Source organism: Halosimplex salinum, assembly GCF_003730195.1.
GTDB lineage: Archaea > Halobacteriota > Halobacteria > Halobacteriales > Haloarculaceae > Halosimplex > Halosimplex salinum.
The window spans coordinates 81,088-106,905 of record NZ_QWGG01000006.1 but is presented as its reverse complement, the minus strand read 5'-3'; the positions used below and the strand labels follow the sequence as shown (position 1 = coordinate 106,905).

General features: G+C 69.8%; 26 protein-coding genes. 10 read left to right on the top strand and 16 right to left on the bottom strand.

The annotated features are described in order from the left end of the window. Positions 1 to 74: 74 nt before the first annotated feature. The 3 genes from D1409_RS15890 to D1409_RS15880 form a co-directional block, all read right to left on the bottom strand. The gene (locus tag D1409_RS15890; RefSeq protein WP_123537972.1) at positions 75 to 2,243 is read right to left on the bottom strand and encodes a S9 family peptidase; all 2,169 of its coding nucleotides are present in this window, start codon (positions 2,241 to 2,243) and stop codon (positions 75 to 77) included. A 192-nt stretch (positions 2,244 to 2,435) separates the two neighbouring features. Further along, the gene (locus D1409_RS15885) at positions 2,436 to 3,293 is read right to left on the bottom strand and encodes an ABC transporter permease (protein ID WP_123537971.1); all 858 of its coding nucleotides are present in this window, start codon (positions 3,291 to 3,293) and stop codon (positions 2,436 to 2,438) included. Beyond that, the gene (locus D1409_RS15880) at positions 3,290 to 4,384 is read right to left on the bottom strand and encodes an ABC transporter ATP-binding protein (protein WP_123537970.1); all 1,095 of its coding nucleotides are present in this window, start codon (positions 4,382 to 4,384) and stop codon (positions 3,290 to 3,292) included. Before D1409_RS15880 ends, D1409_RS15885 begins: the two co-directional genes overlap by 4 nt. Positions 4,385 to 4,472: 88 nt before the next feature. Between D1409_RS15880 and D1409_RS15875 the strand changes: the two genes are divergently transcribed. Continuing rightward, the gene (locus D1409_RS15875) at positions 4,473 to 5,144 is read left to right on the top strand and encodes a helix-turn-helix domain-containing protein (RefSeq protein WP_123537969.1); all 672 of its coding nucleotides are present in this window, start codon (positions 4,473 to 4,475) and stop codon (positions 5,142 to 5,144) included. A 15-nt stretch (positions 5,145 to 5,159) separates the two neighbouring features. Here the strand turns inward: D1409_RS15875 and D1409_RS15870 are convergent, their stop codons facing one another. Then, a complete protein-coding gene (locus tag D1409_RS15870; RefSeq protein WP_123537968.1) occupies positions 5,160 to 7,016 on the bottom strand; it encodes an ATP-dependent DNA helicase in 1,857 nt (618 codons plus the stop codon). 141 nt (positions 7,017 to 7,157) lie between these two features. Here D1409_RS15870 and D1409_RS15865 point away from each other — a divergent pair, with 141 nt between their 5' ends. Both D1409_RS15865 and D1409_RS15860 read left to right on the top strand, forming a co-directional pair. Then, positions 7,158 to 8,537, top strand: a complete 1,380-nt coding sequence (locus D1409_RS15865; protein ID WP_123537967.1) for a hypothetical protein — start codon at positions 7,158 to 7,160, stop codon at positions 8,535 to 8,537. An 81-nt stretch (positions 8,538 to 8,618) separates the two neighbouring features. Continuing rightward, positions 8,619 to 10,010, top strand: a complete 1,392-nt coding sequence (locus tag D1409_RS15860) for a hypothetical protein (protein WP_123537966.1) — start codon at positions 8,619 to 8,621, stop codon at positions 10,008 to 10,010. A 27-nt stretch (positions 10,011 to 10,037) separates the two neighbouring features. On the opposite strand, the gene D1409_RS15855 is transcribed toward D1409_RS15860, so the two are convergent. Beyond that, positions 10,038 to 10,241, bottom strand: a complete 204-nt coding sequence (locus D1409_RS15855) for a DUF7561 family protein (RefSeq protein ID WP_123537965.1) — start codon at positions 10,239 to 10,241, stop codon at positions 10,038 to 10,040. Between the two features lie 209 nt (positions 10,242 to 10,450). On the opposite strand from D1409_RS15855, the gene D1409_RS15850 reads away from it, so the two are divergent. Beyond that, on the top strand, positions 10,451 to 12,004 hold the full coding sequence (locus D1409_RS15850) for a sensor histidine kinase (protein ID WP_123537964.1): 1,554 nt from the start codon (positions 10,451 to 10,453) through the stop codon (positions 12,002 to 12,004). A gap of 31 nt (positions 12,005 to 12,035) precedes the next feature. Here D1409_RS15850 and npdG read toward each other — a convergent pair whose 3' ends face one another. From npdG to D1409_RS15835, 3 genes are read right to left on the bottom strand one after another with little or no spacing between them, the layout of a single operon-like run. After that, positions 12,036 to 12,704, bottom strand: a complete 669-nt coding sequence (npdG, locus tag D1409_RS15845) for an NADPH-dependent F420 reductase (protein WP_123537963.1) — start codon at positions 12,702 to 12,704, stop codon at positions 12,036 to 12,038. 59 nt (positions 12,705 to 12,763) lie between these two features. Continuing rightward, complete coding sequence (locus D1409_RS15840) at positions 12,764 to 13,696, bottom strand: TIGR01548 family HAD-type hydrolase (protein WP_123537962.1); 933 nt, start codon at positions 13,694 to 13,696, stop codon at positions 12,764 to 12,766. Positions 13,697 to 13,741: 45 nt separating this feature from the next. Next, positions 13,742 to 14,140, bottom strand: a complete 399-nt coding sequence (locus tag D1409_RS15835) for a UPF0146 family protein (protein ID WP_235853589.1) — start codon at positions 14,138 to 14,140, stop codon at positions 13,742 to 13,744. Between the two features lie 40 nt (positions 14,141 to 14,180). On the opposite strand from D1409_RS15835, the gene D1409_RS15830 reads away from it, so the two are divergent. Both D1409_RS15830 and D1409_RS15825 read left to right on the top strand, forming a co-directional pair. Then, positions 14,181 to 14,702, top strand: a complete 522-nt coding sequence (locus D1409_RS15830; RefSeq protein WP_123537961.1) for an archaemetzincin family Zn-dependent metalloprotease — start codon at positions 14,181 to 14,183, stop codon at positions 14,700 to 14,702. Positions 14,703 to 14,836: 134 nt separating this feature from the next. After that, positions 14,837 to 15,028: a hypothetical protein gene (locus tag D1409_RS15825; RefSeq protein WP_123537960.1), complete on the top strand. Its 192-nt coding sequence runs from the start codon at positions 14,837 to 14,839 to the stop codon at positions 15,026 to 15,028. Between the two features lie 9 nt (positions 15,029 to 15,037). Here D1409_RS15825 and D1409_RS15820 read toward each other — a convergent pair whose 3' ends face one another. Next, positions 15,038 to 15,805, bottom strand: coding sequence for a PHP domain-containing protein (locus D1409_RS15820; RefSeq protein ID WP_123537959.1), 768 nt, complete (start codon positions 15,803 to 15,805; stop codon positions 15,038 to 15,040). A gap of 149 nt (positions 15,806 to 15,954) precedes the next feature. Here D1409_RS15820 and D1409_RS15815 point away from each other — a divergent pair, with 149 nt between their 5' ends. Together D1409_RS15815 and D1409_RS15810 are read left to right on the top strand one after the other, a co-directional pair. After that, complete coding sequence (locus tag D1409_RS15815) at positions 15,955 to 17,319, top strand: aspartate aminotransferase family protein (protein WP_123537958.1); 1,365 nt, start codon at positions 15,955 to 15,957, stop codon at positions 17,317 to 17,319. Positions 17,320 to 17,443: 124 nt separating this feature from the next. Beyond that, positions 17,444 to 18,556 carry an ATP-binding protein gene (locus D1409_RS15810; RefSeq protein WP_123537957.1) on the top strand — a complete coding sequence of 371 codons (1,113 nt, stop codon included), beginning with the start codon at positions 17,444 to 17,446 and terminating at the stop codon, positions 18,554 to 18,556. An 89-nt stretch (positions 18,557 to 18,645) separates the two neighbouring features. Here D1409_RS15810 and D1409_RS15805 read toward each other — a convergent pair whose 3' ends face one another. From D1409_RS15805 to D1409_RS15795, 3 genes are all read right to left on the bottom strand, one after another. Then, positions 18,646 to 19,665, bottom strand: coding sequence for a WD40/YVTN/BNR-like repeat-containing protein (locus D1409_RS15805; RefSeq protein ID WP_123537956.1), 1,020 nt, complete (start codon positions 19,663 to 19,665; stop codon positions 18,646 to 18,648). Between the two features lie 80 nt (positions 19,666 to 19,745). After that, complete coding sequence (locus D1409_RS15800) at positions 19,746 to 20,543, bottom strand: SDR family NAD(P)-dependent oxidoreductase (RefSeq protein ID WP_123537955.1); 798 nt, start codon at positions 20,541 to 20,543, stop codon at positions 19,746 to 19,748. Positions 20,544 to 20,660: 117 nt separating this feature from the next. Beyond that, positions 20,661 to 21,614 carry a TIGR03557 family F420-dependent LLM class oxidoreductase gene (locus D1409_RS15795; RefSeq protein WP_123537954.1) on the bottom strand — a complete coding sequence of 318 codons (954 nt, stop codon included), beginning with the start codon at positions 21,612 to 21,614 and terminating at the stop codon, positions 20,661 to 20,663. A gap of 221 nt (positions 21,615 to 21,835) precedes the next feature. Between D1409_RS15795 and D1409_RS15790 the strand changes: the two genes are divergently transcribed. Next, positions 21,836 to 22,465: a hypothetical protein gene (locus D1409_RS15790; RefSeq protein WP_123537953.1), complete on the top strand. Its 630-nt coding sequence runs from the start codon at positions 21,836 to 21,838 to the stop codon at positions 22,463 to 22,465. Positions 22,466 to 22,579: 114 nt separating this feature from the next. Here D1409_RS15790 and D1409_RS15785 read toward each other — a convergent pair whose 3' ends face one another. The 4 genes from D1409_RS15785 to D1409_RS15770 form a co-directional block, all read right to left on the bottom strand. After that, the gene (locus tag D1409_RS15785) at positions 22,580 to 22,825 is read right to left on the bottom strand and encodes a type II toxin-antitoxin system HicA family toxin (RefSeq protein ID WP_123537952.1); all 246 of its coding nucleotides are present in this window, start codon (positions 22,823 to 22,825) and stop codon (positions 22,580 to 22,582) included. 3 nt (positions 22,826 to 22,828) lie between these two features. Next, entirely contained in the window at positions 22,829 to 23,032 is a 204-nt protein-coding gene (locus tag D1409_RS15780) for a type II toxin-antitoxin system HicB family antitoxin (protein WP_123537951.1), read from the bottom strand. 66 nt (positions 23,033 to 23,098) lie between these two features. Then, positions 23,099 to 24,931 (bottom strand): ribosome biogenesis/translation initiation ATPase RLI, encoded by a 1,833-nt coding sequence (locus D1409_RS15775; protein ID WP_123537950.1) that lies wholly within the window; start codon positions 24,929 to 24,931, stop codon positions 23,099 to 23,101. Positions 24,932 to 24,933: 2 nt separating this feature from the next. Continuing rightward, a complete protein-coding gene (locus D1409_RS15770; RefSeq protein ID WP_123537949.1) occupies positions 24,934 to 25,236 on the bottom strand; it encodes an EMC6-like membrane protein in 303 nt (100 codons plus the stop codon). A 199-nt stretch (positions 25,237 to 25,435) separates the two neighbouring features. Between D1409_RS15770 and D1409_RS15765 the strand changes: the two genes are divergently transcribed. Beyond that, positions 25,436 to 25,702 carry a MarR family transcriptional regulator gene (locus D1409_RS15765; RefSeq protein ID WP_123537948.1) on the top strand — a complete coding sequence of 89 codons (267 nt, stop codon included), beginning with the start codon at positions 25,436 to 25,438 and terminating at the stop codon, positions 25,700 to 25,702. Positions 25,703 to 25,818 lie beyond the last annotated feature (116 nt).

Genomic DNA, 25,818 nt, shown 5'->3' with positions numbered 1-25,818 from the left:
ACCGGCGTCGACCTGCGAGTCCTTGGGCGTTTGGTCGGCGTGGCAGCCGATGGCAGGGGACGGGCTCCGGGCGGCTACGAATCGGCGTCTCCGCTCTCGCCCTCGTCCTCGTCCCCGTCCTCGTCGGACTCGCGCTCGGGATCGAAGCGAGCGACCCAGTCGTCGAGCGTCTCCAGCCGGTGGATCGCCCGGTCGGGGTCGCCGACGTTGTGGTGCTCGTCGGGGTAGACGACGAGTTTCGACTCGACGCCGCGCTTGCGCAGCGAGCGGTAGAGCTGTTCGGACTGGGTAGGCGGACAGCGCCAGTCCTCCTCGCCGGCGGTCAGCAGGAGCGGCGTGTCGATATCGCCCACGTCGGTGATCGACGAGGCGGCGTCGTACGCCTCGGGGTTCTCCCACGGGAGGCCGAAGTCGTGTTCGAACCACTTGTGCGAGTCGTCGGTGCCGAACGACGACCGCATGTCGTACACGCCGTGCTCGGCCAGCCCCGCACGGAAGCGATCTGTGCGAGTGAGGACGTAGGCGGTGTTGACCCCGCCCTGCGAGAACCCGCCGACGAACAGCCGGTCGGGGTCGGCCCAGCCGCGGTCGACGAGGTCCTCGGTCCCCGCGAGCAGGTCGTCGACTTCGAGGGTGTTCCAGTTCCCCTTCAGTGCCTCGCAGAAGTCGCGCCCGTAGGAGGTCGACCCGCGGTAGTTGACGGTCGCGACCAGGTACCCGCGCGTCGTCCAGAACGCGGCCTGGAAGTCGAAGCTCGGCTCGTCGTAGGCCATCGGGCCGCCGTGGATCCACAGCAACGTCGGACGAGACTCAGGATCCTCGGGGTCGAAGTCCGGCGGGTAGTACGTGATCCCCTCGACCTCGGTGCCGTCGTCGCTCTCGAAGGTCCGCCAGACGGTCTCCGGGAACTCGTAGGTGCCGAGGAGGTCGTCGTTGAGTGCCGTGAGTCGGCGACGCGGGTCCGGGTCGGAGGGCCCGGCGTCGAGGTCGGCGCGGTCCATCGCGTGAACGTCGACCCCTTCGGAAGGGTCGCTGCGCATCACTGCGACCGTCTCGCTCCCCGCGTCGAACTGCCGGAGCGTCTCGTCGCGGGGCTGGCGGTCGAAGACGCGCTCGTGTCCTCCCTCGACGTCCAGCCGGACGAACCGAGACCAACCCCCGTCGCCGATGGTCGTGAGCAGCGTCTCCTCGTCCATCCAGACCGGCATCCCGAACCAGCCGATCGTCCTGTCGAGCCCGTCCGTGATGGGTTCGTATTCCCCCGCGTCGGGGTCGGCGACGAACACGTCGAAGGGGCGATAGAGGTTGTCCGGCACACGTCCGGCGAACGCCAGTCGGTCGCCGTCGGGGCTCCAGACGGGGTTGGCCGCGCGGTACTCGCCGTCGGTGAGCCGGTCCACTTCGCCGGTCTCGGCGTCCGCGACGAACACGTCCTGGACGTACGTGTCGTCCCCGTCGTCGCCGTCGTAGGACGTGTACGCGATGCGGTCGTCCTCGGGGTGCCAGACCGGTTGCATGCCGGTGCCCTCGCCGCCAATCCCGCCGGCGTAGGCGTCGTCGAGGCGCCGCTCCTCGCGGCTCTCGACGTCGACGACGAACAGGTAGGTCGTCACCGTGTCGAGCCAGCCCTGCCCGTCGAACTTGTGCTGGAGGCGTTCGGTCTCGATCGGGCCGTCGTCGCGGCGCTGGTCGAGGTACTCGCGCTCCTCGTCGGTCGGATCGCGGGCCGACACGACGATCCGCTCTCCCTCGGGCCCCCAGTCGAAGTCGCGGACGCCCTCCTCGCGGTCCGTGACCTGCCGAGCGTCCCCGCCCAGTTCGAGGTCGTACACCCACACCTGCGGCTTCGGGTCGTCGTCGCCGTTCTCGCCGTTGTCGTTCCCCTCGCTGGAGTCCTCTCCCTCGCCTTCTTCTCCGTCCTCGTCGTCCGCGTCTCCGTCTTCGTCCGACTCCCCGTCGTCGTCACGGCCCACACGCAGGGCGATATCGTCGTCGCGGACCATCACGACGCCGAGTTTCGACCCGTCGGGCGACCACTCGACGTTCCACGCGCCGGAGGCGCGAGTCAATCGATGGGGCTCGCGACTCCCGTCGGCGGGGACGACGAACACCGACTGGTGGTTCTCGTCTTCGTCGGGGTCGGCCTCGGTCGCGGTGAACGCGACGCGGTCGCCGTTCGGCGAGAGGTCGAGGCCGGTCGGCCACGTCCGGTCGTATATCGCGTCGGCCGGGAGTTCGTCCATGCCCGCCCGTCGGCTGGCGGTCACTTATCCGTTCGGCCGGTGTGCGGATCGGTCACGGGGAGCGGTCCGCAGATGGCTCGACGGACGACGGTCGCGACAGCGCCGACGACGCCTGCGGAGAACAGCCCCGGCTCGAGAGCGTCGAGCGGTGCGACCGTGTGGCCGTTCGGGCACGCCCCACCGCGTCGGGCGTCAGGCCGCCGTCGCGCTACTGGCCCGCGCCAGCAGCCGAATCGCGACGGCACCGACGACGAGGTTCAGTGCCACGAGGACGGCGACCGCGGGGACGAGCGTGTCGGCGAGTCCCCCGAACCGCGAGATAGAAAGCACCGTCAGCACGTCCTCGCCGAGCACCAGCGCCCGGACCGCGTCGACGCCGTATGTGATCGGGTTGAACGCGGCGACGAACTCGATGTCCTCGGACATCGGGACGAACGCCGGCGAGAGGAAGAGCAGCGGGAACATGAACAGCATCGAGGCGGCGTTGATGACCTCCTCGTCGCGCGCGAGCAGGCCGACGACGTTCGAGACGGCCATGAACAGGAGGCCGACGAGCAGGCAGACGGCGACGATGCCGACCACGCCGACTGCACCGGTCTCGATACCCGCTCCCATCGCGACGGCGAGGCCGACGACGGCGAGCAACTGGACGACGATGCGAGCCAGCTCCGCGGCGGCCTTCCCGGTGAAGACGGCCGTCCACGACATCGGCGTGACGACCGTCTTCTCGAACATCCCGCTCTCGAGGTCCCGCACGAGCCCCATCCCCGAGGAGAACGCCGACCCCATCGTCGCCTGCATGAGGACGGCGGGCAAGAGATAGGTGACGTACTCCACGTCGGCGAAGCCGGCGCGTTCGAGCGCGACCGCACCCACGTCGCCGAAGACGGCCGTGAAGAGGACGAGCGAGAACGTGGCGACGACGATCTCGAGGAGGAACGCCGTCGGGTTGTGGACGGCCTTGCGCGTCCAGCGCTCGACGTTGACACAGACGTCGCCGAGGAACGTGTTACCGGTCTCGGTGGTAGTCGACGCTCCCGATCCGCTCATGCGTCCACCTCCGTTCGGTGTCGCCCCGCGGTGTCGTCCCCGTCGGTCGGCCGCGTCCCGTGCGCCTCCAGCGCGTCGACCGACTCGTCGGCGATAGCGAAGAACACGTCGTCGAGCGTCGGTTCCGCGACGGCGAACCCGGTCACTGTCACGCCCGCATCGCTGAGCGCGAGGAGGAGGTCGGGACCGAGGGCGCCGGCGTCCCGCGCCGTGACCCTGACCGCGCCGTCGACCGCCTCGACGGTCGCCGCGGGATCGAGCGTCGCCGCGTCGCGGACGACTTCGGCGGCCGACTCAGTGATCTCCGAACTCCCGTCGATCTCGAGTTCGAGGACCTCGCCGCCGACGCGCCGCTTCAGTTCGTCGGGAGAGCCGTCCTCGACGATGCGGCCGTCGCGGATGACCGCCAGCCTGTCACAGAGCCGGTCGGCCTCTTCGAGGTACTGCGTCGTGAGGAACACCGTCGTCCCGCGCTCGTTGATGCGCTCGAAGTACTCCCACAGCCGATTGCGGGCCTTCGGGTCGAGTCCGGTCGTCGGCTCGTCGAGGAAGACGAGTTCGGGGTCGTGGACCAGCGCGGTGGCGGCGTCCAGTCGCTTCTTCATCCCGCCGGAGAAGTTTCCGGCGGGCGTGTCGGCGACGTCCGCCAGGTCGACGAGGTCGAGCAGGTCGTCGATGCGCTCGCCGCGCTCGCCGCGGGCGACCCCGTAAGCGTCACAGGCGAACGCGAGGTTCTCGCGGGCGGTGAGTTCCTCGTCGACGCTGGTCTCCTGGGCCATGTAGCCGATGGAGGCTCTGACTGCGGTGCGGTCCGCGGTCACGTCGTGCCCGTTGACTCGAACGCGCCCGCTCGTCGGTTCGAGCAGGGTAGCGAGGACCTTGATCGTCGTCGTCTTCCCGGCGCCGTTGGGGCCGAGGAAGCCGAAGAACTCTCCCCGCGGCACCGAGAACGTCACGCCCTCGACGGCTCGCGTCCCGTCGCCGTAGGTGAGTTCGAGGTGCTCGACGTCGATGGAGGGGGTGCCGTCGGCCGCGGCGGCTCTCGTCTCGGCGGTGTCGTCTCGCTGCCTTCGCGCTGAGGTGTCTGCCATGTATACCGTCGGAGTCCCGGCGCCCGGGTGGGCGTTCTGTACGGCATAGAATCGGGTTTTATTACGCACTCGGCTGACGTGTCGGGCGATGAAACACGTCCGCGTCACCGCGCGCGTCGACCCGGAGCGGGCGCCGCCGCTGTTCGACCGGCTGGCGAACACCCCCGATATCGACCGGGCGCGCGTGCTCGACTGGAACCTGACCAGCGAGGACGCGATGCTCCTGTTCGCCGTCGACGGCGACCCCTCGCCGCTGACCGACTCGGCGCCCGAATTCAGGGGCGTCGAGCGGTGTGAGGTGTCCGGCGAGAACGAGGAGGGCGCCCGCGTGCTCGTCCACGTCCGTCGGTCGGCGGTTCCGATATTCAGTTGCCTCGCGAGCGCGCTCGACGCCGGCGGGCTGATCGTGCGAACGCCCGTCGTGTTCCGGGACGGCGAGGTGCACGCCAGGATCGTCGGCGACCCCGGTCCCCTGCAGGACGCCTTCGAGCGGCAGGGCGACGATATCGAGGTGCGGATCGACGAGATCACCTCGACGCCGTCGGTGGATGACGGGTCGACGAACGGACTGAGCGACAGACAGCGTGAAGCGGTCGTCGCGGCGAAAGAACTGGGGTACTACGAGAGCCCCCGGGAGGCGACCCACGAGGACGTCGCGGCGGTGCTGGGGTGTTCACCACAGACCGCAGGGGACCATCTCAGGAAGGCCGAGGCGAAGCTGGTCGACGCCGCGATGGACGAAGTCGGGTCCGGTGTCTGAACCCGTAACTGGCCGCTACTCCGTGTCCCACACGTCCGCGATGGGGTTGGATTTGGACTTCGAGCGGCGCGAGCGGCGGCGACCGCTCCGCGAGTTGCCGCCGTCGCCGTCACCGCCCGATCCCGATTGTGAGCCGGACGCCGAAGCGCCGGCCGACCCCGAACCGCTCCCGCTGGAACTCCCGGAACTCGACGAGCGCGAGCGACTCGACCCGCCGGTCGCCCCGCCGCTCGAAGCGGTCGCGGCTCCGGCGTCGAACGCCGGCAAGTCCGGCTCGCTCATCCGGTCGACCTGTTCGGCGAACCAGCCGGGCATGTCGACGCGGGCGCGCTCGAAGAGGTCGAGCAAGGAGGAGTCGGCGAGGTACGTCGCGCCGTAGTCGTCCGGCGCTCGCACCGGGCGCCCGCAGGCCTGGATCACGGTCCTGAGCGCCGTCCGGTAGTACCAGCCCCACTGGTCGTCCTCCAGTCGCGCGGCGACGCGGGAGTCGCGGGTGTTGGGATACGGCGCCTTGCAGAGCAGTTGCCAGCGACAGAGGTCACCCTCCAGATCCAGCGCCTCCTCCATCTTGACGGAGAGGAACACGTCGGGGTCGTCGACGCGCTTCCACGTCGACAGTTGCGCGTCGCGGTCCGCGGAGTCGTGCGAGCGGACGCGCGAGTCGACGCCGAACTCGCGGAGGTGCGCCTGCAACTGGTCCTGGATGGCGTAGGAGTGGCAGTGGACGATCCCCTTCTCGTCGGGGTGGGCCTGCATGATCCGGACGAGCGTCTCGGCGACGCGCGGGATGGTCTCGTCGCGGGCCTCGTAGGTCATCTTCCCCTGCGTCACGTCGTACAGCGGCCGGTTCTCGACGGGGAAGGTGTGGGGCACCTCCACGAGTTCGACGCGGTCGGGCGCGAGGCCGACGTTGGCGCAGAAGGCGTCCTTGTTGAGGATGGTCGCCGAGAGGAGCGCGAAGTTTTGGGCGCGGTCCCACACGGTGTGTTTGAGGTACTTCTCGGGCGCCATCGGCTTGATCGTCACCCGCGAGCCCTCACCGTCGGGCTGGTCGACGACCCACGTCGTCGCGCTCTCTGGGTCGCGGTAGTCCTCGGAGAACCACGACAGGTCGGACTGCAACTGGACGAGTTTGTCCCGTTCTGCGGCCTCCTCGGGGTCGAGTTCGGCCTGCTGGCGCACCTCGGTGAGTCGCCGGCCGGCCATGGTGTGGAGGGTGTCGGCGTAGCTGACGGCGTCGTCGAGGCCGTCAACGTCGGGCGGTTCGCAGGCGTCCCAGATGGGGACGCTGTCGGGCCCGAGGTCGATAGTGGCGTACATCTCCGCCCAGTTGCCCAATCCGTGGGCCTCGTCGATCACGAGCACGTCGCGCTGGCCGAACACGTCGGAGCCGGCGGTCTGCATGAAGTAGGCGAGCGTCATCGCCGCGATGCGGTTGTTCGCGGCGATGGCGCGGTCGGAGAAGTACGGACAGCGATGCTGGACCTGGCAGTCGAACATCCGCTCGCGGGCGCAGGGCGCCTGGTCGACGGGGGTGTCGGTCTCCCCGGGGAGGATGCAGTCGTAGTTGTTCTTCCCGCGGATCACTTTGAGGTCGGTGAGGAGGTCGTCGCCGGCCACGTCGTCCAGCTGGGAGACCTGCGGGGTCGTGTAGTAGGCGTCGATGACCTCGCCGGCCTCGCTCTCGCCCGCGGTGCGGGCACAGCCCGCGATGGCGCGCGCGAGGAGGGACTTCCCGCTGCCGGTCGGGGCTCGCACGAGGACCACGTCGTTGTCGGCCTCGAAGGCGTCGCGGATGTCAGCGAGCGCCTGCTCCTGGGCCCCACGGTAGGAGGGCGCCGGGAACTCGTCGAATATCCGACCCGGTTGCACGTGAGAGGACACTGGTGCAGGGAGGGTAAACCTGCCGGAAGGCACGGACGTCGGGGCGTCGACCCGACGACGACCGTCGCCGCCCGCCGACGCCCGTGTCAAACAGTAGTTATTTGCGACCCCGCGAGAAACGCCGTGACGATGCCATCCCCGCGACGCACGTTTCTGAAACGCGCGACCGGCGTCCTCCTCGCCGGATCGATCGCCGGCTGTCTGAGTGACGGTGACGCCACAGACACCCCCGACCGCCCGGCCGGGGCGACCGACACGGCCCCGCCCGACCCGACCGCCGCGGCCACTGCGACCGAGACGGCCACAGCCACCGAACCGGCGACGGCGACCGACACGGCCACCGCGACCGAGACGCCGACCCCGGTCGACGGGTCGGCGCCCCTCTCGACAGCGGACTACGCGGCGTGGTTCCCGGCACCCGCCGCCCTCGGTCAGGACCACTACGAGTTCACGTCCATCGCGCCCGCGGCCATCGTCGCCCAGAAATCGGCCCTCGGCGACGGCACGACGGAAGGGCTGCGGTCCGACGCGAACGTGCCGGGCGTCGACACCTACGCGGACGCGACGAAGTTCCACCAGATCGGCCTGCGGGCCCTCGTCTTCGAGGGCGGCGTCGACCGCGAGAGCGCCGCCGAGGGCTTCCGCAGTCGGGGACTGTCCGAGACGGACACCAGACACGGGTTCGCCGTCTTCACCGCCGGCGGCGACGGCGGCGGCGCGGCGGCGCTGAGCGAGAACGCGCTCGTCTCCGCACCCGCCGTCAGCGACGGGACACAGGCGCGAGCCACCGTCGAGGCAGTCGTCGACGCGAAGGCTGGTGCGGGCGAGCGCTACGTCGACGCGGCGGACGACTGCGACCGACTCGCGACCGCGCTCGGCTCTGCTCACCTCCTCCGCGGGCGGACCCACCCCGTCGGCGAGACCTTCGACGGCGCGGTCGCGGGTGGGCTCGGGATCGAGGTCGACGGTGCCGAAACGCACGTCACGACCCCGGTCGTCTTCCGCGAGGGACGGACGGACGCGAAACCGCTGGCCGACTGGGCCGACGAGACCGACGTGTTCTACGGGCAGGAGCCGGACATCGCGACGGACGGTCGGGTCGCCACCGCGACGGCGACGGTCCCGAGCGGTGAGATCGGTACCTTCCGCTCGGACGTGCCCGGCCAGTCGGGCGGCCGCGGCTCGGAGACGCCCACGGCGACGTTCGGCTACGACTACGAGGAGACGGGCGACGGCGTCGGCGTCCTCGAAGTGACCCACGACGGCGGGGAGTCGATCCCGCGGGACGAACTGTTCCTCCACGGGTCGGGCTTCGCCGACGTGGACGAGGTCGACCAGACCGAGGGCGGGCAGTGGCAGGGAACCGCCAGCGCGGACGACGAGTCGGTCATCGCAGGTGACTTCGTCGAGGTGGGCGCCGCCAGCGACTACGAGATCAGCGTCGTCTGGCAGTCCCCAGACGGCGACGCCTCGGCGACGATCATGCACGGCGAAGGCCCAGACGCCTGACGCTCGGAGGGGCGCGGTGACGCGAGCGCCCACCGGAGTACTCCGCAACTACTTTACAGGTACTCGAAAGACACCGAGTCGATGCAGGAGACGCGCCGAAACGTACTGAAGCGAGGGGGAGTCGCGATCGCCGGGCTGTCGTCGCTCGCGGGGTGTCTGGGCGGCGGCGACGGCACTGCGACCGAACAGCCGAACGGCGATGGAGACGGATCCGGCGACGGAGGCGGGACCGGCGACGGAGACGGCGGCGGGAGTACCCCGACCGCGACCGACACCGCCACGGCCTCGGGGACGGCGACGGCGACGCCCGTCGCGAGTCGACCGGAGACCCCGGTTTCGGATCTGGCGAAGTGGATGCCGGACCCGGAGTCGCTCGACCAGACGGACGCCTCGGGCTACGCGTTCCTCGCGATGGCGCCGCGATCACTGCGCGAGCACGAGGGCGACCTCGGCGCGGACGCGCTGGCGGACTTCGACGAGGAGTACCCGATCCCGGGCGTCGGGACGCTCGGTGACCTGACCGCGATCTATCGGTTCGCCCGGTCCGCTACCGTCCTCGTCGGCGAGTTCGGCCGGAAACGCGTCGAGGACGGGTTCCGGGACCACGGCTTCGAGGCCGACGACTCCCGGCACGGCTTCCGGATCTTCAGCACCGACGACCAGCGAGCGGTGGCCGTCCGCGACGGCATGCTCGTCACCGCGGGTGCGGTCAGTAGCTGGGACGACTCGGACAAACGGCCGGTCGTCGAAGCGGTCGTCGACGCCCGGACCGGCAACGCGGCGCAGTACGTCGACGCCGTCGACGACTGCGCCCGCCTCCTCGACGCGGTCGGGAGCGCGCACGTCCTCCAGGGGCGCACGCACGAGGCCGGAGAGACCTTCGAGGGCGGCGTCGGCGAGGGGATGGGCTACCACGTCGGGAGCGACGAGACCCGAGCCCACGCGGCCGCCGTCTTCGCCGACGAGGGGTCGGACCGGTCAGCGATGGCCGACTGGGCGGGCGACTCCGAGGCGTTCCTCGGCAGCGACCCGACGGTCCGCGCGGACGGCCGGGCGGTCACCGCGACGGCGCTCGTCCCGACCGGCGAGGTCACGGAGTTCCCCGGAGAGTTTCCCGGGCCGAACGTCTCGAGCGACGACACACGGCCCAACGCGCCGACGGTTTCGCTGTCGATGGACTACGAGGAGCGGGGCGACGGTCGCGGTATCTGCACCGTCAGTCACGAGGGAGGGGACAGTATCGACCGGAGCGCCCTCTCGATTCGAGGGAAGGGCTTCGAAGACGTGGAAGGCGCGGACCAGACCGGCGCCGGACCGTGGCAGGGGTCGGCAAGCGGCGACGGCGAGACCGTCGTCGCGGGCGACTCCGTCGCCGTCGGCGTCGCGAGCGACTACGTCCTCAGCGTCGTCTGGACCGCCGACGACGGCGAGACGTCGTCGACGCTCGACCACGACGAGGGACCGGACGCCTGACGGAGACGCGGTCGCCCGCGTCGACGGCTACAGGTCGGCGACGTCCTCGGCCGTGGGGTCGTGGTCGTCGGGGAGTCGCTCCATGCAGTCGTAACAGAGGAAGTGCTCGGAGCCGTCGGCGAGTTCCAGCGTCATGCCGTCGGTCGTGGACTTCTCGAGCGTCCAGATGTTGGCGATGCCGCCGGCGATGCTCACGTCGTCGCCACAGCCGTCGCATGGCTGGGTCGTCATAGCCGCCGTAGGGCGCCCGCGGTCAAAAGCGCCGCGGAGCCGACCGTCACGCGGCGGAGGCCCGGCCCCGCCCACCGGATCCCGCGTCTCGGGCGCCGGCGGCCGAGCCGTATCCACCGACCGCGGCCCCGTTCGCGGAGCGGGGTTCGATCGACCCCCGTACTTATGCACGGGCAGGCGCTAACGGATACATCGTCTCGGAGTCCCGTATGCACACGCCACCTGCGGTCCTCTACGTCGGCCCGGACGCCCCGACCGTGACGGAGCGCTGGCGCGAATCCAGCGGCGCGCTCGCGCTCAGCGCCGCGACTCCGCCGGTCGACGTGTCTGCAGAGCTACGCGACGGACAGTTCGACGCGGTCGTCTGTGACAGCGACGCGTCCTTCGACGGACCGGCCGTCGTCGAGGCTGTCCGCGAGTACTCCGACTCGCTACCGGTCGTCGTGTTCGCTGCCGCAGACTCCTTCGCACCGGCGACCGCCGCCGAACTCGGCGTCGACAGCTATCTCCAGGTCGACGACGACTTCGACCGCGTCGCGACCCTCGGCAGACTCGTGTCGCTGGTCGAGCGCCGCCGCGCGGAGCGCCGCGAGTCGACGATGCTCGACTCCCTGCTGGAGAACGTCCCGCTGTCCATCTACTTCAAGGACCGACAGAGTCGCCACGTCCGACTCAGCGACGAGGTACCGCGGCTCACCGGTCCGCCCTACCTCGAGAGCCCGGACGGGAAACGCCACCACACCGCCGAAGACATCCTCGGCAAGACCGACTACGACCTCTACCCGCCGGAACTCTCCGAGGAGGCGGTCGCGGACGACCGGACGGTCGTCGAGACCGGCGAGTCGATCGAGGACCGGATCGAACACGCCTACGGCGACGACCTCGAGGAGACCTACGTGACGACGTCGAAGGCGCCCTGGCGCGACGAACACGGGGACGTCCTCGGCGTCGTCGGCGTGACCCGTGACATCACCGAGCGCAAGAAGTACGAGACACAGCTCGAACGACAGAACGAGCGGCTGGAGCGGTTCGCGAGCGTCATCTCGCACGACCTGCGCAACCCGCTCGAGGTCGCGCTCGGCCGACTGGAGTTCGCTCGCGCGGAGGGCGACGAGGAGCACTTCGACGCTATCGAGCGCGCGCTCCACCGGATCGACGCGCTGGTCGGCGACGTGCTCACCCTCGCTCGCGAGGGCGAGACCGTGAGCGACCCCCAGCCGACCGAACTGGCCGACGTGGCCCGAGCGGCCTGGCGAGTCGTCGAGACCGACGCGGCGACCCTCGACGTCGCGACCGACGCGCGCCTGCTGGCCGACCCGAGCCGCCTCCAGCAACTCCTCGAGAACGTCTTCCGGAACTCCGTCGAACACGGTTCGACGAGCCCTCCGTCGCACGCTCGAGAGGACAGCGTGGAGCACGGCTCCACGAGCAGTCGGCCACAGGCCGACGACACCGACGACTCGGACGAGTACGGCAGGAACGCGGTGACGGTCACCGTCGGCACGCTCGCGGACCGACAGGGCTTCTTCGTCGCCGACGACGGCCCCGGCATCCCCCCCGAACACCGCGACCGCGTCTTCGACGCGGGCTACTCGACCAGCGACGAGGGGACGGGGCTGGGCCTGAGCATCGTCCGCACCATCGCCGAGGCCCACGGCTGGGAGGTCGAGGTCACCGAGAGCGAGAGCGGCGGCGTGCGCTTCGAGTTCGGCGCGGTCAGCGACGGCGCGGCGGTCGACGCGGGCGCCGACCGCGACGACTGATCGGTCGCGGGGGAGACGAACGGCCCCGAGTTCAGTGGAACTTGACGCCCACGTCGTGCATCTTCTCGTTGTTCATCGCGATGTTGATGAGCAGCGGCGTCAGCGCCTCGACCTCCGAGGCGTTGGCGATGCCGCCGGCGGAGACCGGACGGAGCCCCTCGATCCCCTCGGCGAGCGAGGAGACGGTGTCCGCGGCGTCGTCGTCGTCCGCGACGACGAGCGTGTCCACGTCGAGTTCCGCGTCGAGGTTCGCCAGTCGGTCGGCGGCGAGGTTGTGGAACGCGCCGACCACGGAGACGCCGTCGGGGGCCGCGTCCGCGGCGAGCGCCGTGACGCTCCCGGCGCCGGGTTCGTTGTAGTGCATCCCGGCCTCGTCGCGTTTCATGCCCACAGCGGGCGAGACGAGCACGTCGCCCTCGTCCAGTTGGTCGGCGACCGACTCGATGGTGTCCGTGAGGTGGTAGGCCGGGACCGCACAGACGATCACGTCCGCGCGGGCCGCCGCCTCGCCGTTCTCGTAGCCCGCGACCGACGAGTCGACGCCGCGGCTGTCGAGTTCCGTCGCGTACTCCTCGGCCTTGTTCGCGGCTCGTTCGGCGTCGCGCGAGCCGACGATGACCTCGTGGGACGTGTCGTAGGCCCAGCGCAGGGCCAGCCCCTCTCCGATGTCTCCGGTTCCGCCAAGCAGTGCGATGTCCATACCGGTGTCTCGGACGAGATCAGGATAAGCATTGGCGATTCGGCGAACCGGACGGACGGTCACTCGTCGACGGCGTCGGCGTCAGCGTCGTCGTCGGCGTCAGCGTCGGCGTCGGCGTCGTCCGCACCGCCGAGCAGGGCCGGGAGGTCGTTGACCGAATCGATCACCGCGGCCGCGCCCGCCCCGTCGTACTTCCGGCGGCCGTCGGCGCCGGTCAGCCCGCCGGTGAGGACGCCGACGCCGCGATACGTGCGGTCGGAGTCGACGCCGGCGGCGTTGACCGCCGTCTTGACGTCGTCGAGCGTGTCGCCGACGAAGACGACCGAGTCGGCGTCGAAGCGCTCGGCCAGCGTGACGAGCGCGCTCGGGTCGGGTTTCCCCTCGTCCCAGTCGTCCATCGTGAACCGGTGGTCGTCGGGCACGTCGAGGCCGACGCGGTCGAGCGCGATATCCGCCTCGGCGGCGGGGCGGCCGGTCAACACGCCGAGGTCGTAGCGGTCTCGCAGGGCCTCGACCGTCGCCCGTTCGAGGATCACCGGTTCGTCGTTGATGTAGCCGGGCGTGTCCATGTCGGGTTCGGCGCCCTCGAGGTCGCGATACAGGTCGCTGCCGAGGTAGAGCTGCTGGAACACCTCGCGGAGTCGGTCGGGGTCCCACTCGCTCATGACGCGCTCGCGCTCGGCGGGGCCGAGGGCGTCGAGGACGACCGTCTCGGCGGCGGCGACGCCGCCGCCCGTGGCGGCGACGCGCTCGGTGAACGACGAGAGCGAGAGCGAGAGCCCCTCGCGGCGTGCGAGCACGTACAGCGCCGCGGCGTCCGTGAGCTCCCAGTCGTTGTTGAACCCGCCCGCGTCCTTGAACTGCTGGATTCCCTCCTTCGGAATCGTCTCGTCGTACACGTGCGCGACGGATTCGACGATCGCCCGGCGGTAGGAGTCGGCGACGTCGACGAGCACGCCGTCGACGTCGAGCACGACCGCGTCCGCGTTCATTGGTGTCTCCGGGGATGCACTCCACTCAAAAATCCGTTCCGACTCTCACTCCCGTCGGCCCCGCGCCGTGAACAGCGTCTCGGCCGGGAGCGTGGCTCGCTCCACCGGAACGAGGGGCTGGTCGGTCCCGAGCGTCGTGAACAGGAACTCGGCGCCGGCCTCGCGGGCGACCGCGAGCGCCGGCCGGTGGAGCTCCGGCGGGAGGTTCAGGCCGTATATCACGTCGGCGTCCGCGTACACCGACGGGTCGGGGTCCGTCAGGTCGTCGCGGACGAACCGGACGGGCTCGGGCACGGTCCGGTCGCGCAGGTCCGTCGCGACCACGTCGGTCCCGCTGTCGGCGAGCGCCGCGGCGACGGTCGTCCGGCGGCCGACGCCGACCTCGACGGCGGTGTCGAACTCGGCGAGGCGAGCGACGAGTGCGTCTACGGTCTCCGGGATCACGTCGGGGTATTTATCACGTCCCCTCTCATAAACATCCCGTATGCACGTCGACATCGTGCCGGTGGGTGACGTCCGCGCCGAGGTCAAACGCGAGGCCTCGGCGAGCCTGCGGGCCGTCTACGAGAGCGACGTGACGATGCACGACACGCAGTCGATCCCCTCCGGCGCGTACGACCGCAGTCGCGACCAGTACAGCGCGGAAGCGTTCATCAAACTCGCCACACGCGTGGGCGACGGCGACAAGAACATCGCCATCACGCCGAAAGACCTGTTCTACCACCGCCGCAACTACGTGTTCGGCCTCGCCTACCTCGACGGCAAGGGGTCGGTCATCTCGACGTACCGACTCAACACCTCCTCCGACGGCGGCATCTCGCGGCGCTCGGACGAAGAGGTGTTCTCCGACCGCGTCCGCAAGGAGGTCATCCACGAGATCGGCCACACCATGGGCCTCGAACACTGCGACAACAAACGCTGCGTCATGAGTTTCTCCCCGACCGTCCGGGAAGTCGACATCAAGGACGAAGCGCTCTGTGGCACCTGCCAGCGCCAGGTCATGTGACCGACGGGACGGCCCGATCCCGACACACCGTCCCCCCGAGTCGGCCGCTCTCACCGGTGTATTCCCGCAGTACCGCGTTCGAGCCAACATAGTTAGGCACCAGCGGTATCTCCGGTCCAGTCCAACGAGGGAGTATGAGTGAATCACGAAACGGCGATCGGACGGAGGAACTCGGCGAACTGTTCGTCTCGGTCACCGGCGACGACACCGTCACGGAGTCCCAGGAAGACGGCGGCGAGAAGGTCTCCGAGGCCGACGAGGAGGAGTACGCCGTGGCCGACGACGGCCTCGACGACGCCATCGACGCCGACCTCGACGCGGCGTAGAGAGAGGGCTTAGACCGACAGGTCGGCGACGTCGACCGCGGCGTCGGAGAGCCTGTCTCGCAGGAGCGGAATCCGTTCTCGGAGCGCCTCCGGGTCGTGCGAGTCCGAGCCGACAGTGACGGCCACGCCGTGGTCGGCGAGCACGTCCAGGAACTCGGGGGCCGGGTGGAACTCCGCGTACTCGCGGTCGATCCGTCCGGCGTTGACCTCCGGGACCGTCTCCGCCTCGGCCAGCGCCGCGGCCACCGCCTCGTAGTGGTCTCGCGTCGCGTGTCCCCGGAGAGCGGGGTTGCGCTCGACGATGTCGAGGTGGGCCGCCACGTCGAACAGGTCCGACTCGACCAGCGCGACGAGTCGCTCGAAGTACTCGTCGACCGCCTCGCGCCGTTCGGCCGCCGACAGCTCCGCGAAGTACCCCTCGTGGACGTTGTAGGTCCTGACCTCGTGGACGCTCCCGACGGTGTAGTCGAAGTCGGCGTCGTCGAGGAACGCGCGGATCGCGGGCTCGTCCGCGGGGTGGTAGTCGACCTCGACGGCGTCGAAGATCCGCAGGTCGTACTCCTCGCGGAGCGCGGCGATGGCCTCGCGGCGGCGCTCGTAGGTCACGTCGAGGTTGAAGCCGAACCGCTTCTTGTAGCGCCGGAGGTGGTCGCGCTCGGAGACGTTGCAGTGGTCGGCGAACCCCACCCCGTCGAGGCCGGCGTCGGCGGCCGCCCCGAGCATCCGGTCCAGGAATTCGCCGTCCGAGTACGACGAGTGGACGTGATAGTCGTACACGTCTGTCGATGGGTCGGCCACGGCGAAGGGTCTTGCGGGGGTGTGAGAGCCACTGCCGTCGTCGGAGCCGCGCTCGACGCGCGCGGCCCAGAAGCGGAAAATCAGTGGGGGAAGCCAAGGGGGAAACCCCCCGTTCCCCTAGGGCCGCCATGACTGCCTCGCCACCGATCACGGAGCTTCACTTCGACGACGCACCGAACGTCGACGAGGTCCCCGGTCCGAGGTCCCGAGCGTTGCGCGAGCGCCAGCGCGCCGCCGAGAGTTCCGCGGTGCTCTACCCCACCGAGATGCCGATCGCCTTCCACGAGGGGAGGGGCGCGACCCTCGAAGACGTCGACGGCAACCGGTATCTCGACTTCTTCGGCGGTATCAGCGTCCTCAACGTCGGCCACTGCAACCCCTACGTCACCGAGGCCGCCGCCGAACAGACCCGCCGGCTCCCTCACTCGCTCGACTTCCCCACCGAGCCCCGACTCGACCTGATCGAGAAACTCGACGCGATCGCACCGGGCGACATGGCGGGCGCGAGCCGCGTCGTCTTCGGCGGACCCACCGGGAGCGACGCCGTCGAGGGGTCGATCAAGCTCGCCAAACAGTACACCGGAAACAGGGGGATGGTGGCGTTCTACGGCGCCTTCCACGGCGAGACGTCCGGCGCGTACAGCCTCACCGCCGACGGGAAGTACAAGGCCGACTACACGCCGCTGCTCGCCGAGGTCGAACACGCCCAGTACCCGTACCCGTTCCGGCAGGACGGGGCGCCACAGGAGACGGTCGACCGGGCGCTCGAGGACGTGAAGACGCTGCTCGCCGACCGGTACGGGGCGATGCCCAACCCCGCGGGGGTGTGGGTCGAACCGATCCAGGGCGAGGGCGGCATCGTCGTCCCGCCGGCGGGGTTCATGTCGGGGCTGCGCGACCTCTGTGACGACCACGACGTGCCGCTGATCGTCGACGAGATCCAGACGGGGATGGGCCGGACCGGGGAGTGGTGGGCCAGCGACCACTTCGACGTGACCCCGGACGCGATGACGGTCGGGAAGGGCGTCGGCAACGGACACCCGCTCTCGGCGACCGTGTATCGCGAGGAACTAGACACGTGGGGGCCGGGCGGCCACACCGGGACCTTCCGCGGCTACAACGTGGCGATGCGGGCGGCGCTCCGTTCGATCGAGTACGTCGAGGACCACGACCTGCTCGACCACGCCACCGAGCTCGGGACGTACATCCGCAAACGGCTCGCCCGCGTCGACAGCCCGCTCGTCGGGCAGGTCCGCGGGATGGGCCTGTTCGTCGGCGCCGAGTTCGTCGACGAGGAAGGGCGGCCGGCGCCGGACGCCGTCGGAGAGGTGCGCCAGCGCTGTCTGGAGCGGGGCGTTCTCGCCTGGGGCGGCGGCCGCGACGACAACGTCCTGCGCCTGCTCCCGCCGCTCGTGATGACGCACGAACAGGCCGAAGTCGGTCTCGACATCGTCTGTGACGCCATCGAACGCGTCTCCGCCGGGCGGGACTGACCCGCGAGCGCCCCAGAACTGCCGCCGGTTACCTGCCGGGACGGGGCCGGTTTCTCTCACACTGGCGGCCACGTCCGGTCTCATTAGGTACCCCATTGAAATGGGGAGAGTCCTTGCGAAGCGTATGAAGCGCCACCGTCGGTGGGACGCGGGGTCGGTCGCCGTCGCGAGCGTCGGGAGCGTGCTCGCGCTGACGGCAGTCGTCCACCACTCGGCGGAAGCCGCCGCGCTGGGGTCGCTTCGGGCACCGGCGCTGGCCCTGTTGCTCGACGGCACGCCGGCGGTCGCACTCGCCTACGGCGGCTACCGGCTCCGGGAGACCGAGCTCGACTCGGCGTACAAGTGGGTGGTCGCGGTGTGGTGTCTCGGCGGCGTCGTCGCGTTCACGGGCGCCGTCGGGCTCACGATCCTCGTCCGACTGTTCGAGGAGCGAGTGGTCTCGGAACCGCAGTTCACGCTGCTGGTCACCGCCTCGTTCGGCGGGCTCGCGGGGACTGTCGCGGGGTACTACCGGGCGCGCGCGGTCGCCGACGCGAATCGCGCGAGGCGCGCGAGCGACACGCTGGCGTTCGTCAACGGCCTCATCCGCCACGACCTGCGCAACGACATCCAGGTGATCCACGCCTACGCCGGGGAGATCGAGAGCGCGGACACGGACACCGACGACGAGGTGTCCGAGCACGCCGAGATCGTCCGCGAGAAGGCCGACGAGGCCTACGACCGGATCGACGCGACGGGGTCGCTGGCAAGGACCGTCGCCGGCGACGCCGACTACGAACCCGTCGACCTCGCGGCCGTCGTCGCCGACGTCGCCGACACCCTCGAGAGCGCGACGCGTGCGACGGTGACGACCGACCTCCCCGACCGCGCACCGGTCGTCGCCAACGCCGGCCTCCGCTCGGTCGTCGACAACCTCGCCGAGAACGCCGTCGAGCACAACGACAGCGACGAGCCGCGAGTCTCGCTCGCGGTCGAGCGCAGCGAGGAGCACACTCGCCTGACCGTCGACGACGACGGCCCCGGGATCCCGGCCGACGAACGCCCGTCGGCGTTCAGCAGGGGTGAGGGGACGAGCGGCGGCGGACTCCAGATCGCCTCGACGCTCGTCGAGCGCTACGACGGCGACCTCCGGATCGAAGGGAACGACCCCGGTGGGACGACCGTCGTCGTCGAACTGCCCACCGCCGCCGATGAGGAGGCGTCCGCCGCCACCGAGGCGCGGCCGGTCGGTGAGTGAGAGCGTCCCGCCGGTCGGTGAGTGAGAGCGTCCCACCGGTCGGTGAGTGAGAGCGTCCCACCGGTCGGTGAGTGAGAGCGTCCCGCCGGTCACCCCTCGAATCGTGCGAGCGGCGTGTAGCGGCCCGTCTGGTCTGCTGCGACCGGCAGGTCGCCGACCCGGTCCCACTCGTCCCCGCGGCGAGCGAACACCGACCCGCGATGGGTCGCGACGACGAGGGCTCCGTCGACAGCGGTCGTCCCCGTGACCGTCTCGTCGGGCGCGGGGAACGCGACCCGCTCCAGCGTGTCGTCGCGGAGGGCGAACAGTTCGGGATCGGCGGCCGGGTCGTCCCACGTGGACGAGTTCGCCAGCGCACCGGCGGCGTAGACGGTCCCGTCCACCGAGAACGCCGTCCGAAAGTAGCGCTGGTCGAACCCCTCGTCGAGTCGCGTCCACGACTCCCCCCCGTCCGTCGTGCGGAACAGCCCGAACCCGGTGGCAGCCACGTACTCGCCGGGGCCGACGACGTGGAGTTCGTGGATATCGTCGTTCACGCCCTCACGGCGCTCGGCCCACGTCTCGCCGCCGTCGTCGCTGACGTGGACGCCCCCGACTTCGACGCCCGCGACGATTCGGTCCGGTGCGGCGGGGTCGGCGTGGACGTCCCGGACTTGCGCGAGGTCCTCGTGGCGAGGGAGCCGCCACTCCTCGCGCGAGGGGAGGGTCTGGAACCCCTCACACTCGCGCCACTGGCGGGAATCGAAATCGTCGGAGTCGTCGGAGTCGCCAGAGTCGTCGGGGCCGTCGGGGTCGTCGGGGCCGCCTGCGGTCTCTTGTTCGGCCACGTAGACGTGTGCGGGCCGCGTGCCCGCGTAGAGCCGACTGCCGTCGCCGCTGGCCCCGACTGCGTACACCCGGTCCTCGGGGACGCCGAGGTCGGTCCACGCTTCGCCGTCGGGCGAGTGGAAGAGCCCCGTGGTCGTCGCTGCGAACAGGCCGTCTCTCGCGTCGAACGTCCGGAGTCGTAGCACGCGACCGCTGTCGAGAACCTGCGTCGGGGTCGACTCGTCCGACGCGTCGATCCCCGAGAACCGATACACACCGTCGTCGCTCCCGGCGAACAGCATGTACGAACCGACGACCGACCGACAGAAAAGCGCTCGCTGAAGCCGGTTTTTGTTCGAAAGTCGAGAGGAGTAGCGGCCGGTCAGATGTGGCTTCCGCCGTCGACCCAGAGCGTCTCGCCGGTGACGTAGTCGGCGCCCTCGCTGGCGAGGTAGCGGTAGGCGTCTTTCAGGTCCTCCGGGCGACCGGCGCGGGTGGGCGGCCGTCGCCCGCCGCCGACGGAGTCCTCGGCGCGCTGCGACCAGCCCTCGGTTATCTCGGTGGCGATGGGACCGGGCGCGACGGCGTTGACGCGGACGCCGTGCTCGGCGAGTTCGAGCGCCGCGCTCTGGGTCAGCATCTTCACCGCGCCCTTGGTCGTGGCGTAGTGTGAGTGCTCCCACTCGGCGTGTCCGCTCGTGGTCGAGGCGGTGTTGACGACGACACCGCCCTCGCCGCGGTCGATCATGTCCCGGGCGGCGAGTTGCGTCCCGAAGAAGGCCCCGCGGGCGTTGACGGCGTGCAGGCGGTCGTACTCCGCCGGCGTCACGTCGAGAAACTCGCGGCTGACGTGGATACCCGCGTTGTTGACCATCACGCCGACCCCATCGAACTCGCGGGCGCCCTCGACGACGGCGGCGAGGTCGTCGTACTCCGAGACGTCCGTCTCGACGAAGACGCCGCGGCCCTCGGTCTCGTCGTCGATCAGTTCGTGGGTCGGCGTCTCGGCGTCGCCGGCCGCTGCCTCGGCGTTCTGGTCCTTGGGGTCGGCGCGCACGTCGGCGTTGATCACGGTCGCGCCGGCCTCGCCGAACCCCACGGCGACCGCGCGGCCGATGCCGGAACTCGCGCCGGTGACGATCACCGTCTCGTCGGAGAAATCGGCAGTGATGGTTCCCATGGCGGTGTGTCGGGCCGCACGTGCAACGGCGTTTCGGAGTGGAGGAGCGACCGGGTGCGAGCGGCGACAGCACGGCCGACGGGCCGCGACGGTCGTCGGTCCGGGTCGTCGGCCCACCTAGAACGACGGGAGGACCTCCTCCCGGTAGAGGTCGAACAGCGCCTCCTGGTCGTCGCCGATCTGCATGGTGTAGACGTGATCGTAGCCCATGTCGATCGCCTCCTGAATCGAATCGATGTGTTGCTGGGCATCCGGGCCGGTCAGGATACTCCCCTCGGCGATGTCCTCCTCGGAGACCAGCTCCGTCGCCTGCTCGAAGTGGACCGGCGTCGGCAGGACGTTGCTCAACTCGCCCGGTAACGCCGAGTTCGGCCACAGCTCGTGGGCGGTCGAGACGGCTTCGGCCTCGCTGTCGGCGACGCAGGCCTGTAGCTGGCAGAGCCGGGGGCCGTCGCCGCCCGCTTCTTCCCACGTCTCGACGGTCTCCTGCGGGCCGACCGACCAGAAGCCGTCGCCGAACTCCGCGGCTGCCTTCGCGGTGCGCTCGCCGTACGCCGAGACGCAGATCGGTGGGCGCTCCTCGGGGAGCGTGAACAGTTTCGCGTTCTCGACGGTGTAGTGCTCGCCGTGGTGGCTGACCTGCTCGCCGCTCCAGAGTCGGTCGACGACCTCGACGGCCTCCGCGAGCATCGCCAGGCGGACCTCGTGTTCGGGCCAGCGGTCGCCGACGACGTGCTCGTTGAGCGCCTCGCCGGTCCCCACGCCGGCGTAGAAGGTCCGGCCGTCGAACATCGCCGCCGCCGTCGCGGCCGCCTGCGCGTAGACCGCCGGGTGCATCCGAACGATCGGTGCCGAGACGCCCACGCCGACGTCAATGTCGTCTGTCGCCGCGGCGACGCCGCCGAGCGTCGACCAGACGAACGGCGATTCGCCCTGATTACTGTTCCACGGGTGGTAGTGGTCGGAGACCGAGAGGAAGTCGAAGCCGACCTCCTCCGCGCGAGTGGCGTACTCGACGAGGTCGTTCGGGTGGTGCTCCTCGCTCGACAGGGTGTATCCGATTTCGGGCATAATCGAAGCTCTACGGTCGGTACTCCCGTCGGAGCGGTAAGCCCGATGCCGGCGTACGAAGGGCGGGCCGTACAGCGGGACTGGCCGTGTCGACTGGGGGTGATGCCGGCGACCGGCGATACTCTGACGGTCCCCCTCTACGAAGGATCTGTCGCGATGTGCCCTTCGGTCGCGAGCCCGACCGTCGAACCGCGCGGCGAAAATCGGGGTGTTCCGCGCCCGTGACGCTCGCGATCGGCGTCCCGTCGCCCGAGGCGGCCGCCCGCCAGTCGAGCGCGCTCGCCGTCGTCGCTTCGGGTGCGGCCGCGTTCGCCCTGCTCTACCCGGACCCGTTCGCCGACGCGTACTTCGCGGCGTGGGTACTGTCCGTCGTCGCGCTCGCCGTCGTCGCCGCGGTCGGCGCGTGGACGAACCGGACGCCGCTCGTCTGGGCGGCCGCTCTCCCGACGACGGGCCTCGCGATCCTGGGGATGATGTCGATCGGGCTGTTCGTCGCCCCCGTCGCGCTCCTGTTGCTCCTGACCGCCGGGTTCTCGCAGGCGGCGGGACCGCGCGCAGACGTGCGAGAGTCGATCCTCACCGACCCGCCGAGCACTCGGGAGATCCTGCTGAAGGGACTGGCGGGCCTCGCCGCCGTAACGGTAGGAACCGGGCTGGTGTATCTCGGTGCCGTCGCCCGACCCCTGTTCGGGGCGTGTGCGCGGGAGACGCTGTCCTGTGCGCTCGCGAAGACCCACTGGGACGCCGTCGGCGTCACCGCGCTGGGTCTGCTCGCGGTGTGTCTCGGCGGCTGGCTGCTCTGGCGACAGCAGTACGTCGCCCGCGTGCTCGCGTCGGCGCAGTCCGGGTAGTCGAGAACTTCGCTCCGAGCAGACCGGCCCGATCGCTGTGACCGGAAGTGATTCGAGGTCGACTATGGACTCGTTCGTGCCGTCGCGCATCTCGGCCGGGACGAGCCGCTCCCATCACCGGTGTTCGTCGATCCATTCACACCACGAACGGAAGTCTTCCGCTCCGCACTGAGCGGCGATGTTCTGCAGCGTCCCAGTCCGAACGCGGTCGTGTAGTGGGACGGTGACCGTCCGCTTCTCCTCCGTCTCCGGATGCGTGTACTTGAGAATAGCGTGGTCGCCACGCGTCCGATCGTGGCGATATCCGAACTTGCGAAGGACGTTGACGATCTCCTCGCCCGAGAAATCGCGAGAAAACATGCACTACTCGTCGAACCACGGCGCGTCCGGCTCCGGAGCGTCAGTGTCGGCTTCCGCTGCCTCCCGCGTCGCCTCGACGGCTTCGTCGAGGTTCGCCAGCGCTTCCGTCCTGCTCGGCCCCTGGCTCGCGACTCCAGTCTCCTCGTCAATAGCCGACCACCAGCCGTCGTCTTCCTCTACGAGTCGGATCTCGCGCCCCGTGCTCATACCAGTCGGTACGGCGGAATATCGGAAAAGAGTTCGGACGTATCCGGGACGACTGTCCGTCGCAGTTCAGTCGCTGTAGTAGTACTCGCCGGCGTTCTTCTGCTCGCGGTCGAGTTGCGAGTCCGGTTTGTTGATCCGGGGGCGCCCGGTGCGCTCGTCGCGGCGGAAGGTGATGTCGAGGTTCGCGAGGAACTCGTTCATGCCGTCGCGCATGCCGACGGGCGGGGACGCGTGGCCGTGCTGGGCCGGTTCGCCGTCGAAGACGAGCAGCCGGTCGGCGAGCAGGTCGACCATGTAGATGTCGTGGTCGATGACGAGGGCGGTGGCGTCGTGGTTCTCGGTGTAGCGGCGGATGGCGCTGGTCGCGCGCACCCGCTGTTCCACGTCGAGGTGGGCCGACGGCTCGTCGAGGAGGTACAGGTCGGCGTCCTCGGAGAGACACGCCGCGATGGCGACGCGCTGGCGCTCCCCGCCGGAGAGGTCGGTGAGGTTCTGCTCCATCACCGCGTCGATCTGGAGCGGTTCAGCGATTTCGGTGTTCCAGTACGAGGAGCCGAAGTCGTCGGTGATAGAGGCGAGGAAGGCGTCCACGCGCATCGGCTGGTCGATCTCGACGTACTGGGGCTTGTAGGCGATGTCGAGGCGGGCGTTCACCTCGCCCTCGTCGGGTTCGAGGCGCCCGGCGAGGAGTTTGGCGAACGTCGACTTCCCGATGCCGTTCGGGCCGACGACGCCCAGCACCTCGTTCTCCTGTATCTCGCCGCCCTCGACTTCGAGCGAGAACTCGCCGTCGCCGTAGGACTTGCTGAGGTCGGGGTACTCGACGACGACTTCGCTGTCCGCGGTCTGGCGGGGCGCGTGCTCCTCGAAGGTGATCGACTCCTGACGCACCCGCATGTTCTCGTTCTCGAGGTAGCCCGAGAGGTACTCGTTGATGCCGTTCTTCGTGGATTTGGGGCTCGTGACGACACCGAACGCCCCGGGTGACCCGTAGGCGACGTGGATCGTGTCGGCGAGCAGGTCGAGGATGGCGAGGTCGTGCTCGACGACGAGCATCGAGCGGTCCTCCTCGTCGGCGAGTTCCCGCACGAGTCGCGCGGCGGTCATCCGCTGGCCGATGTCGAGGTAGGGGGTGAGTTCGTCGAGGAAGTAGAAGTCGGCGTCGCGAGCGAGACACGCCACGAGCGCGACTCGCTGGAGTTCGCCGCCGGAGAGGGTGTCGATGTCCTGGTCGACGACCGGGCGGATGCCGACCCGCTCGATCAGGTCGTCGAGCGCCCCGCGTTCGTCGGTGCGTTCGAGCAGTTCGCGGGTGGTCCCGTCGAACTGGTCGGGGATCTGGTCGACGTACTGCGGTTTGCGGGCGACGGTCACGTCGCCGTCGCGCAGTTCCTGCAGGTAGTTCTGCAGTTCCGTCCCGCGGTACTCGTCCATGATCGCCTCCCAGCCGGGCGGGTCGCCCGAGACCTGCCCGAGGTTGGGAGCCATCTCGTCGGCGAGGATGCGGACGGCGGTCGTCTTCCCGATGCCGTTCGGGCCGAGGATGCCGGTGACCTGCCCCTCCTGGGGTGCGGGCAGGCCGTAGAGCGCGAAGGCGTTCTCGCCGTAGCGGTGGACGGGGTCGTCGTCGAGTTCCTGCGGGAGGTTGATGATCTCGATGGCGTCGAACGGGCACTTGTTGACGCAGATACCGCAGGTCTCGCCGAGACAGATCTCCTCGGAGATGTGTATCTGGTCGGCGCCGCCCTCGTAGCCGTCCTCGCCCTCGAAGCGCTCCTCGCGCGTGACGATGCACTCCTTGCCGGAGCGGTTCGGGGGACAGAAGTTCGCGCACTCGTAGTTACAGCGGTCGGGTTGACAGCGCTCGAGGTCGACGACCGCGATAGAATCGTCCGCCATCGTTACAGGGAGGTCTCCGCGGTCAGCAGGATGCCCCAGGAGACGAACCACAGCGAGAAGGTGATGAAGGCGATGTAGAGATACTCCTTCACGCCGAAGTCGTCCACGTCGATACCGATCGCCATGTAGACCGGGAACTGGACGAGCACCGCCGCTGCCAGCAGGTACAGTCCCAGCCGGTCGTTCGGACCGGTCGCCAGGGACGACGCCCCGACGCCGGCGCCGAGCCCGAGCAGGGAGGCGAGCGTCGTCACCGTGAGCCCCCGGAGGTGGTCGTCCCAGCCCTCGGCGGTTTCGGTAGCCATACCTCTGTGTCCGCTACGCGTCCCCAAAAGCCGTTCGTTCCCCGTCCCACACCGACGGCAGTCCCCCGACCCGCCGCGCGGTCGTCCCGCCCGAACCGGACGCGTCCCTGGCGGTTTCGGCGGACTGTCGGTTTCTCCTCCGGGTGTTGGCTGTCTCCAGTGTCAATCTTTATTGTTTGCGCGCCCTTCCGCTCTATCGATGCCCGAGACAGACGGGGACGACCTCAGCGACTTGCCGCCGAGCGCGAAACTCGTCTACAAAGTACTGGAGTACGACGGTCCGCTCACCCAGAAGGGGATCGTCGAAGAGTCGATGCTCTCGGCACGCACCGTCCGCTACGCCCTCGAACGCCTCGAGACGGTCGGGGTCGTCGAGGAGGACGTCTACTTCGCCGACGCCCGACAGAACCTCTACGAGATAGACAAGCCCGACTGCGACTGCGAAGCCGAGGCCGCCGCCGACTGACGACGCCTTCCCGTTCTCTCCTGCCGTCTCGCACCACCCCGTAGCCGCCTGGCCGTTCGACCGCCACGCGGCCTCCGTAAGGCGGGGTTTCGCCGGAAACGACTGGACGGCGACCG

Bases quoted from the DNA above. Each gene is read 5' to 3' on its own strand.
- D1409_RS15890 (WP_123537972.1), bottom strand. From the start codon at position 2,243: ATGGACGAACTCCCGGCCGACGCGATATACGACCGGACGTGGCCGACC.
- D1409_RS15885 (WP_123537971.1), bottom strand. From the start codon at position 3,293: ATGAGCGGATCGGGAGCGTCGACTACCACCGAGACCGGTAACACGTTC.
- D1409_RS15880 (WP_123537970.1), bottom strand. From the start codon at position 4,384: ATGGCAGACACCTCAGCGCGAAGGCAGCGAGACGACACCGCCGAGACG.
- D1409_RS15875 (WP_123537969.1), top strand. From the start codon at position 4,473: ATGAAACACGTCCGCGTCACCGCGCGCGTCGACCCGGAGCGGGCGCCG.
- D1409_RS15865 (WP_123537967.1), top strand. From the start codon at position 7,158: ATGCCATCCCCGCGACGCACGTTTCTGAAACGCGCGACCGGCGTCCTC.
- D1409_RS15860 (WP_123537966.1), top strand. From the start codon at position 8,619: ATGCAGGAGACGCGCCGAAACGTACTGAAGCGAGGGGGAGTCGCGATC.
- D1409_RS15855 (WP_123537965.1), bottom strand. From the start codon at position 10,241: ATGACGACCCAGCCATGCGACGGCTGTGGCGACGACGTGAGCATCGCC.
- D1409_RS15850 (WP_123537964.1), top strand. From the start codon at position 10,451: ATGCACACGCCACCTGCGGTCCTCTACGTCGGCCCGGACGCCCCGACC.
- npdG (WP_123537963.1), bottom strand. From the start codon at position 12,704: ATGGACATCGCACTGCTTGGCGGAACCGGAGACATCGGAGAGGGGCTG.
- D1409_RS15840 (WP_123537962.1), bottom strand. From the start codon at position 13,696: ATGAACGCGGACGCGGTCGTGCTCGACGTCGACGGCGTGCTCGTCGAC.
- D1409_RS15830 (WP_123537961.1), top strand. From the start codon at position 14,181: ATGCACGTCGACATCGTGCCGGTGGGTGACGTCCGCGCCGAGGTCAAA.
- D1409_RS15825 (WP_123537960.1), top strand. From the start codon at position 14,837: ATGAGTGAATCACGAAACGGCGATCGGACGGAGGAACTCGGCGAACTG.
- D1409_RS15815 (WP_123537958.1), top strand. From the start codon at position 15,955: ATGACTGCCTCGCCACCGATCACGGAGCTTCACTTCGACGACGCACCG.
- D1409_RS15810 (WP_123537957.1), top strand. From the start codon at position 17,444: ATGAAGCGCCACCGTCGGTGGGACGCGGGGTCGGTCGCCGTCGCGAGC.
- D1409_RS15805 (WP_123537956.1), bottom strand. From the start codon at position 19,665: ATGCTGTTCGCCGGGAGCGACGACGGTGTGTATCGGTTCTCGGGGATC.
- D1409_RS15800 (WP_123537955.1), bottom strand. From the start codon at position 20,543: ATGGGAACCATCACTGCCGATTTCTCCGACGAGACGGTGATCGTCACC.
- D1409_RS15795 (WP_123537954.1), bottom strand. From the start codon at position 21,614: ATGCCCGAAATCGGATACACCCTGTCGAGCGAGGAGCACCACCCGAAC.
- D1409_RS15785 (WP_123537952.1), bottom strand. From the start codon at position 22,825: ATGTTTTCTCGCGATTTCTCGGGCGAGGAGATCGTCAACGTCCTTCGC.
- D1409_RS15780 (WP_123537951.1), bottom strand. From the start codon at position 23,032: ATGAGCACGGGGCGCGAGATCCGACTCGTAGAGGAAGACGACGGCTGG.
- D1409_RS15775 (WP_123537950.1), bottom strand. From the start codon at position 24,931: ATGGCGGACGATTCTATCGCGGTCGTCGACCTCGAGCGCTGTCAACCC.
- D1409_RS15770 (WP_123537949.1), bottom strand. From the start codon at position 25,236: ATGGCTACCGAAACCGCCGAGGGCTGGGACGACCACCTCCGGGGGCTC.
- D1409_RS15765 (WP_123537948.1), top strand. From the start codon at position 25,436: ATGCCCGAGACAGACGGGGACGACCTCAGCGACTTGCCGCCGAGCGCG.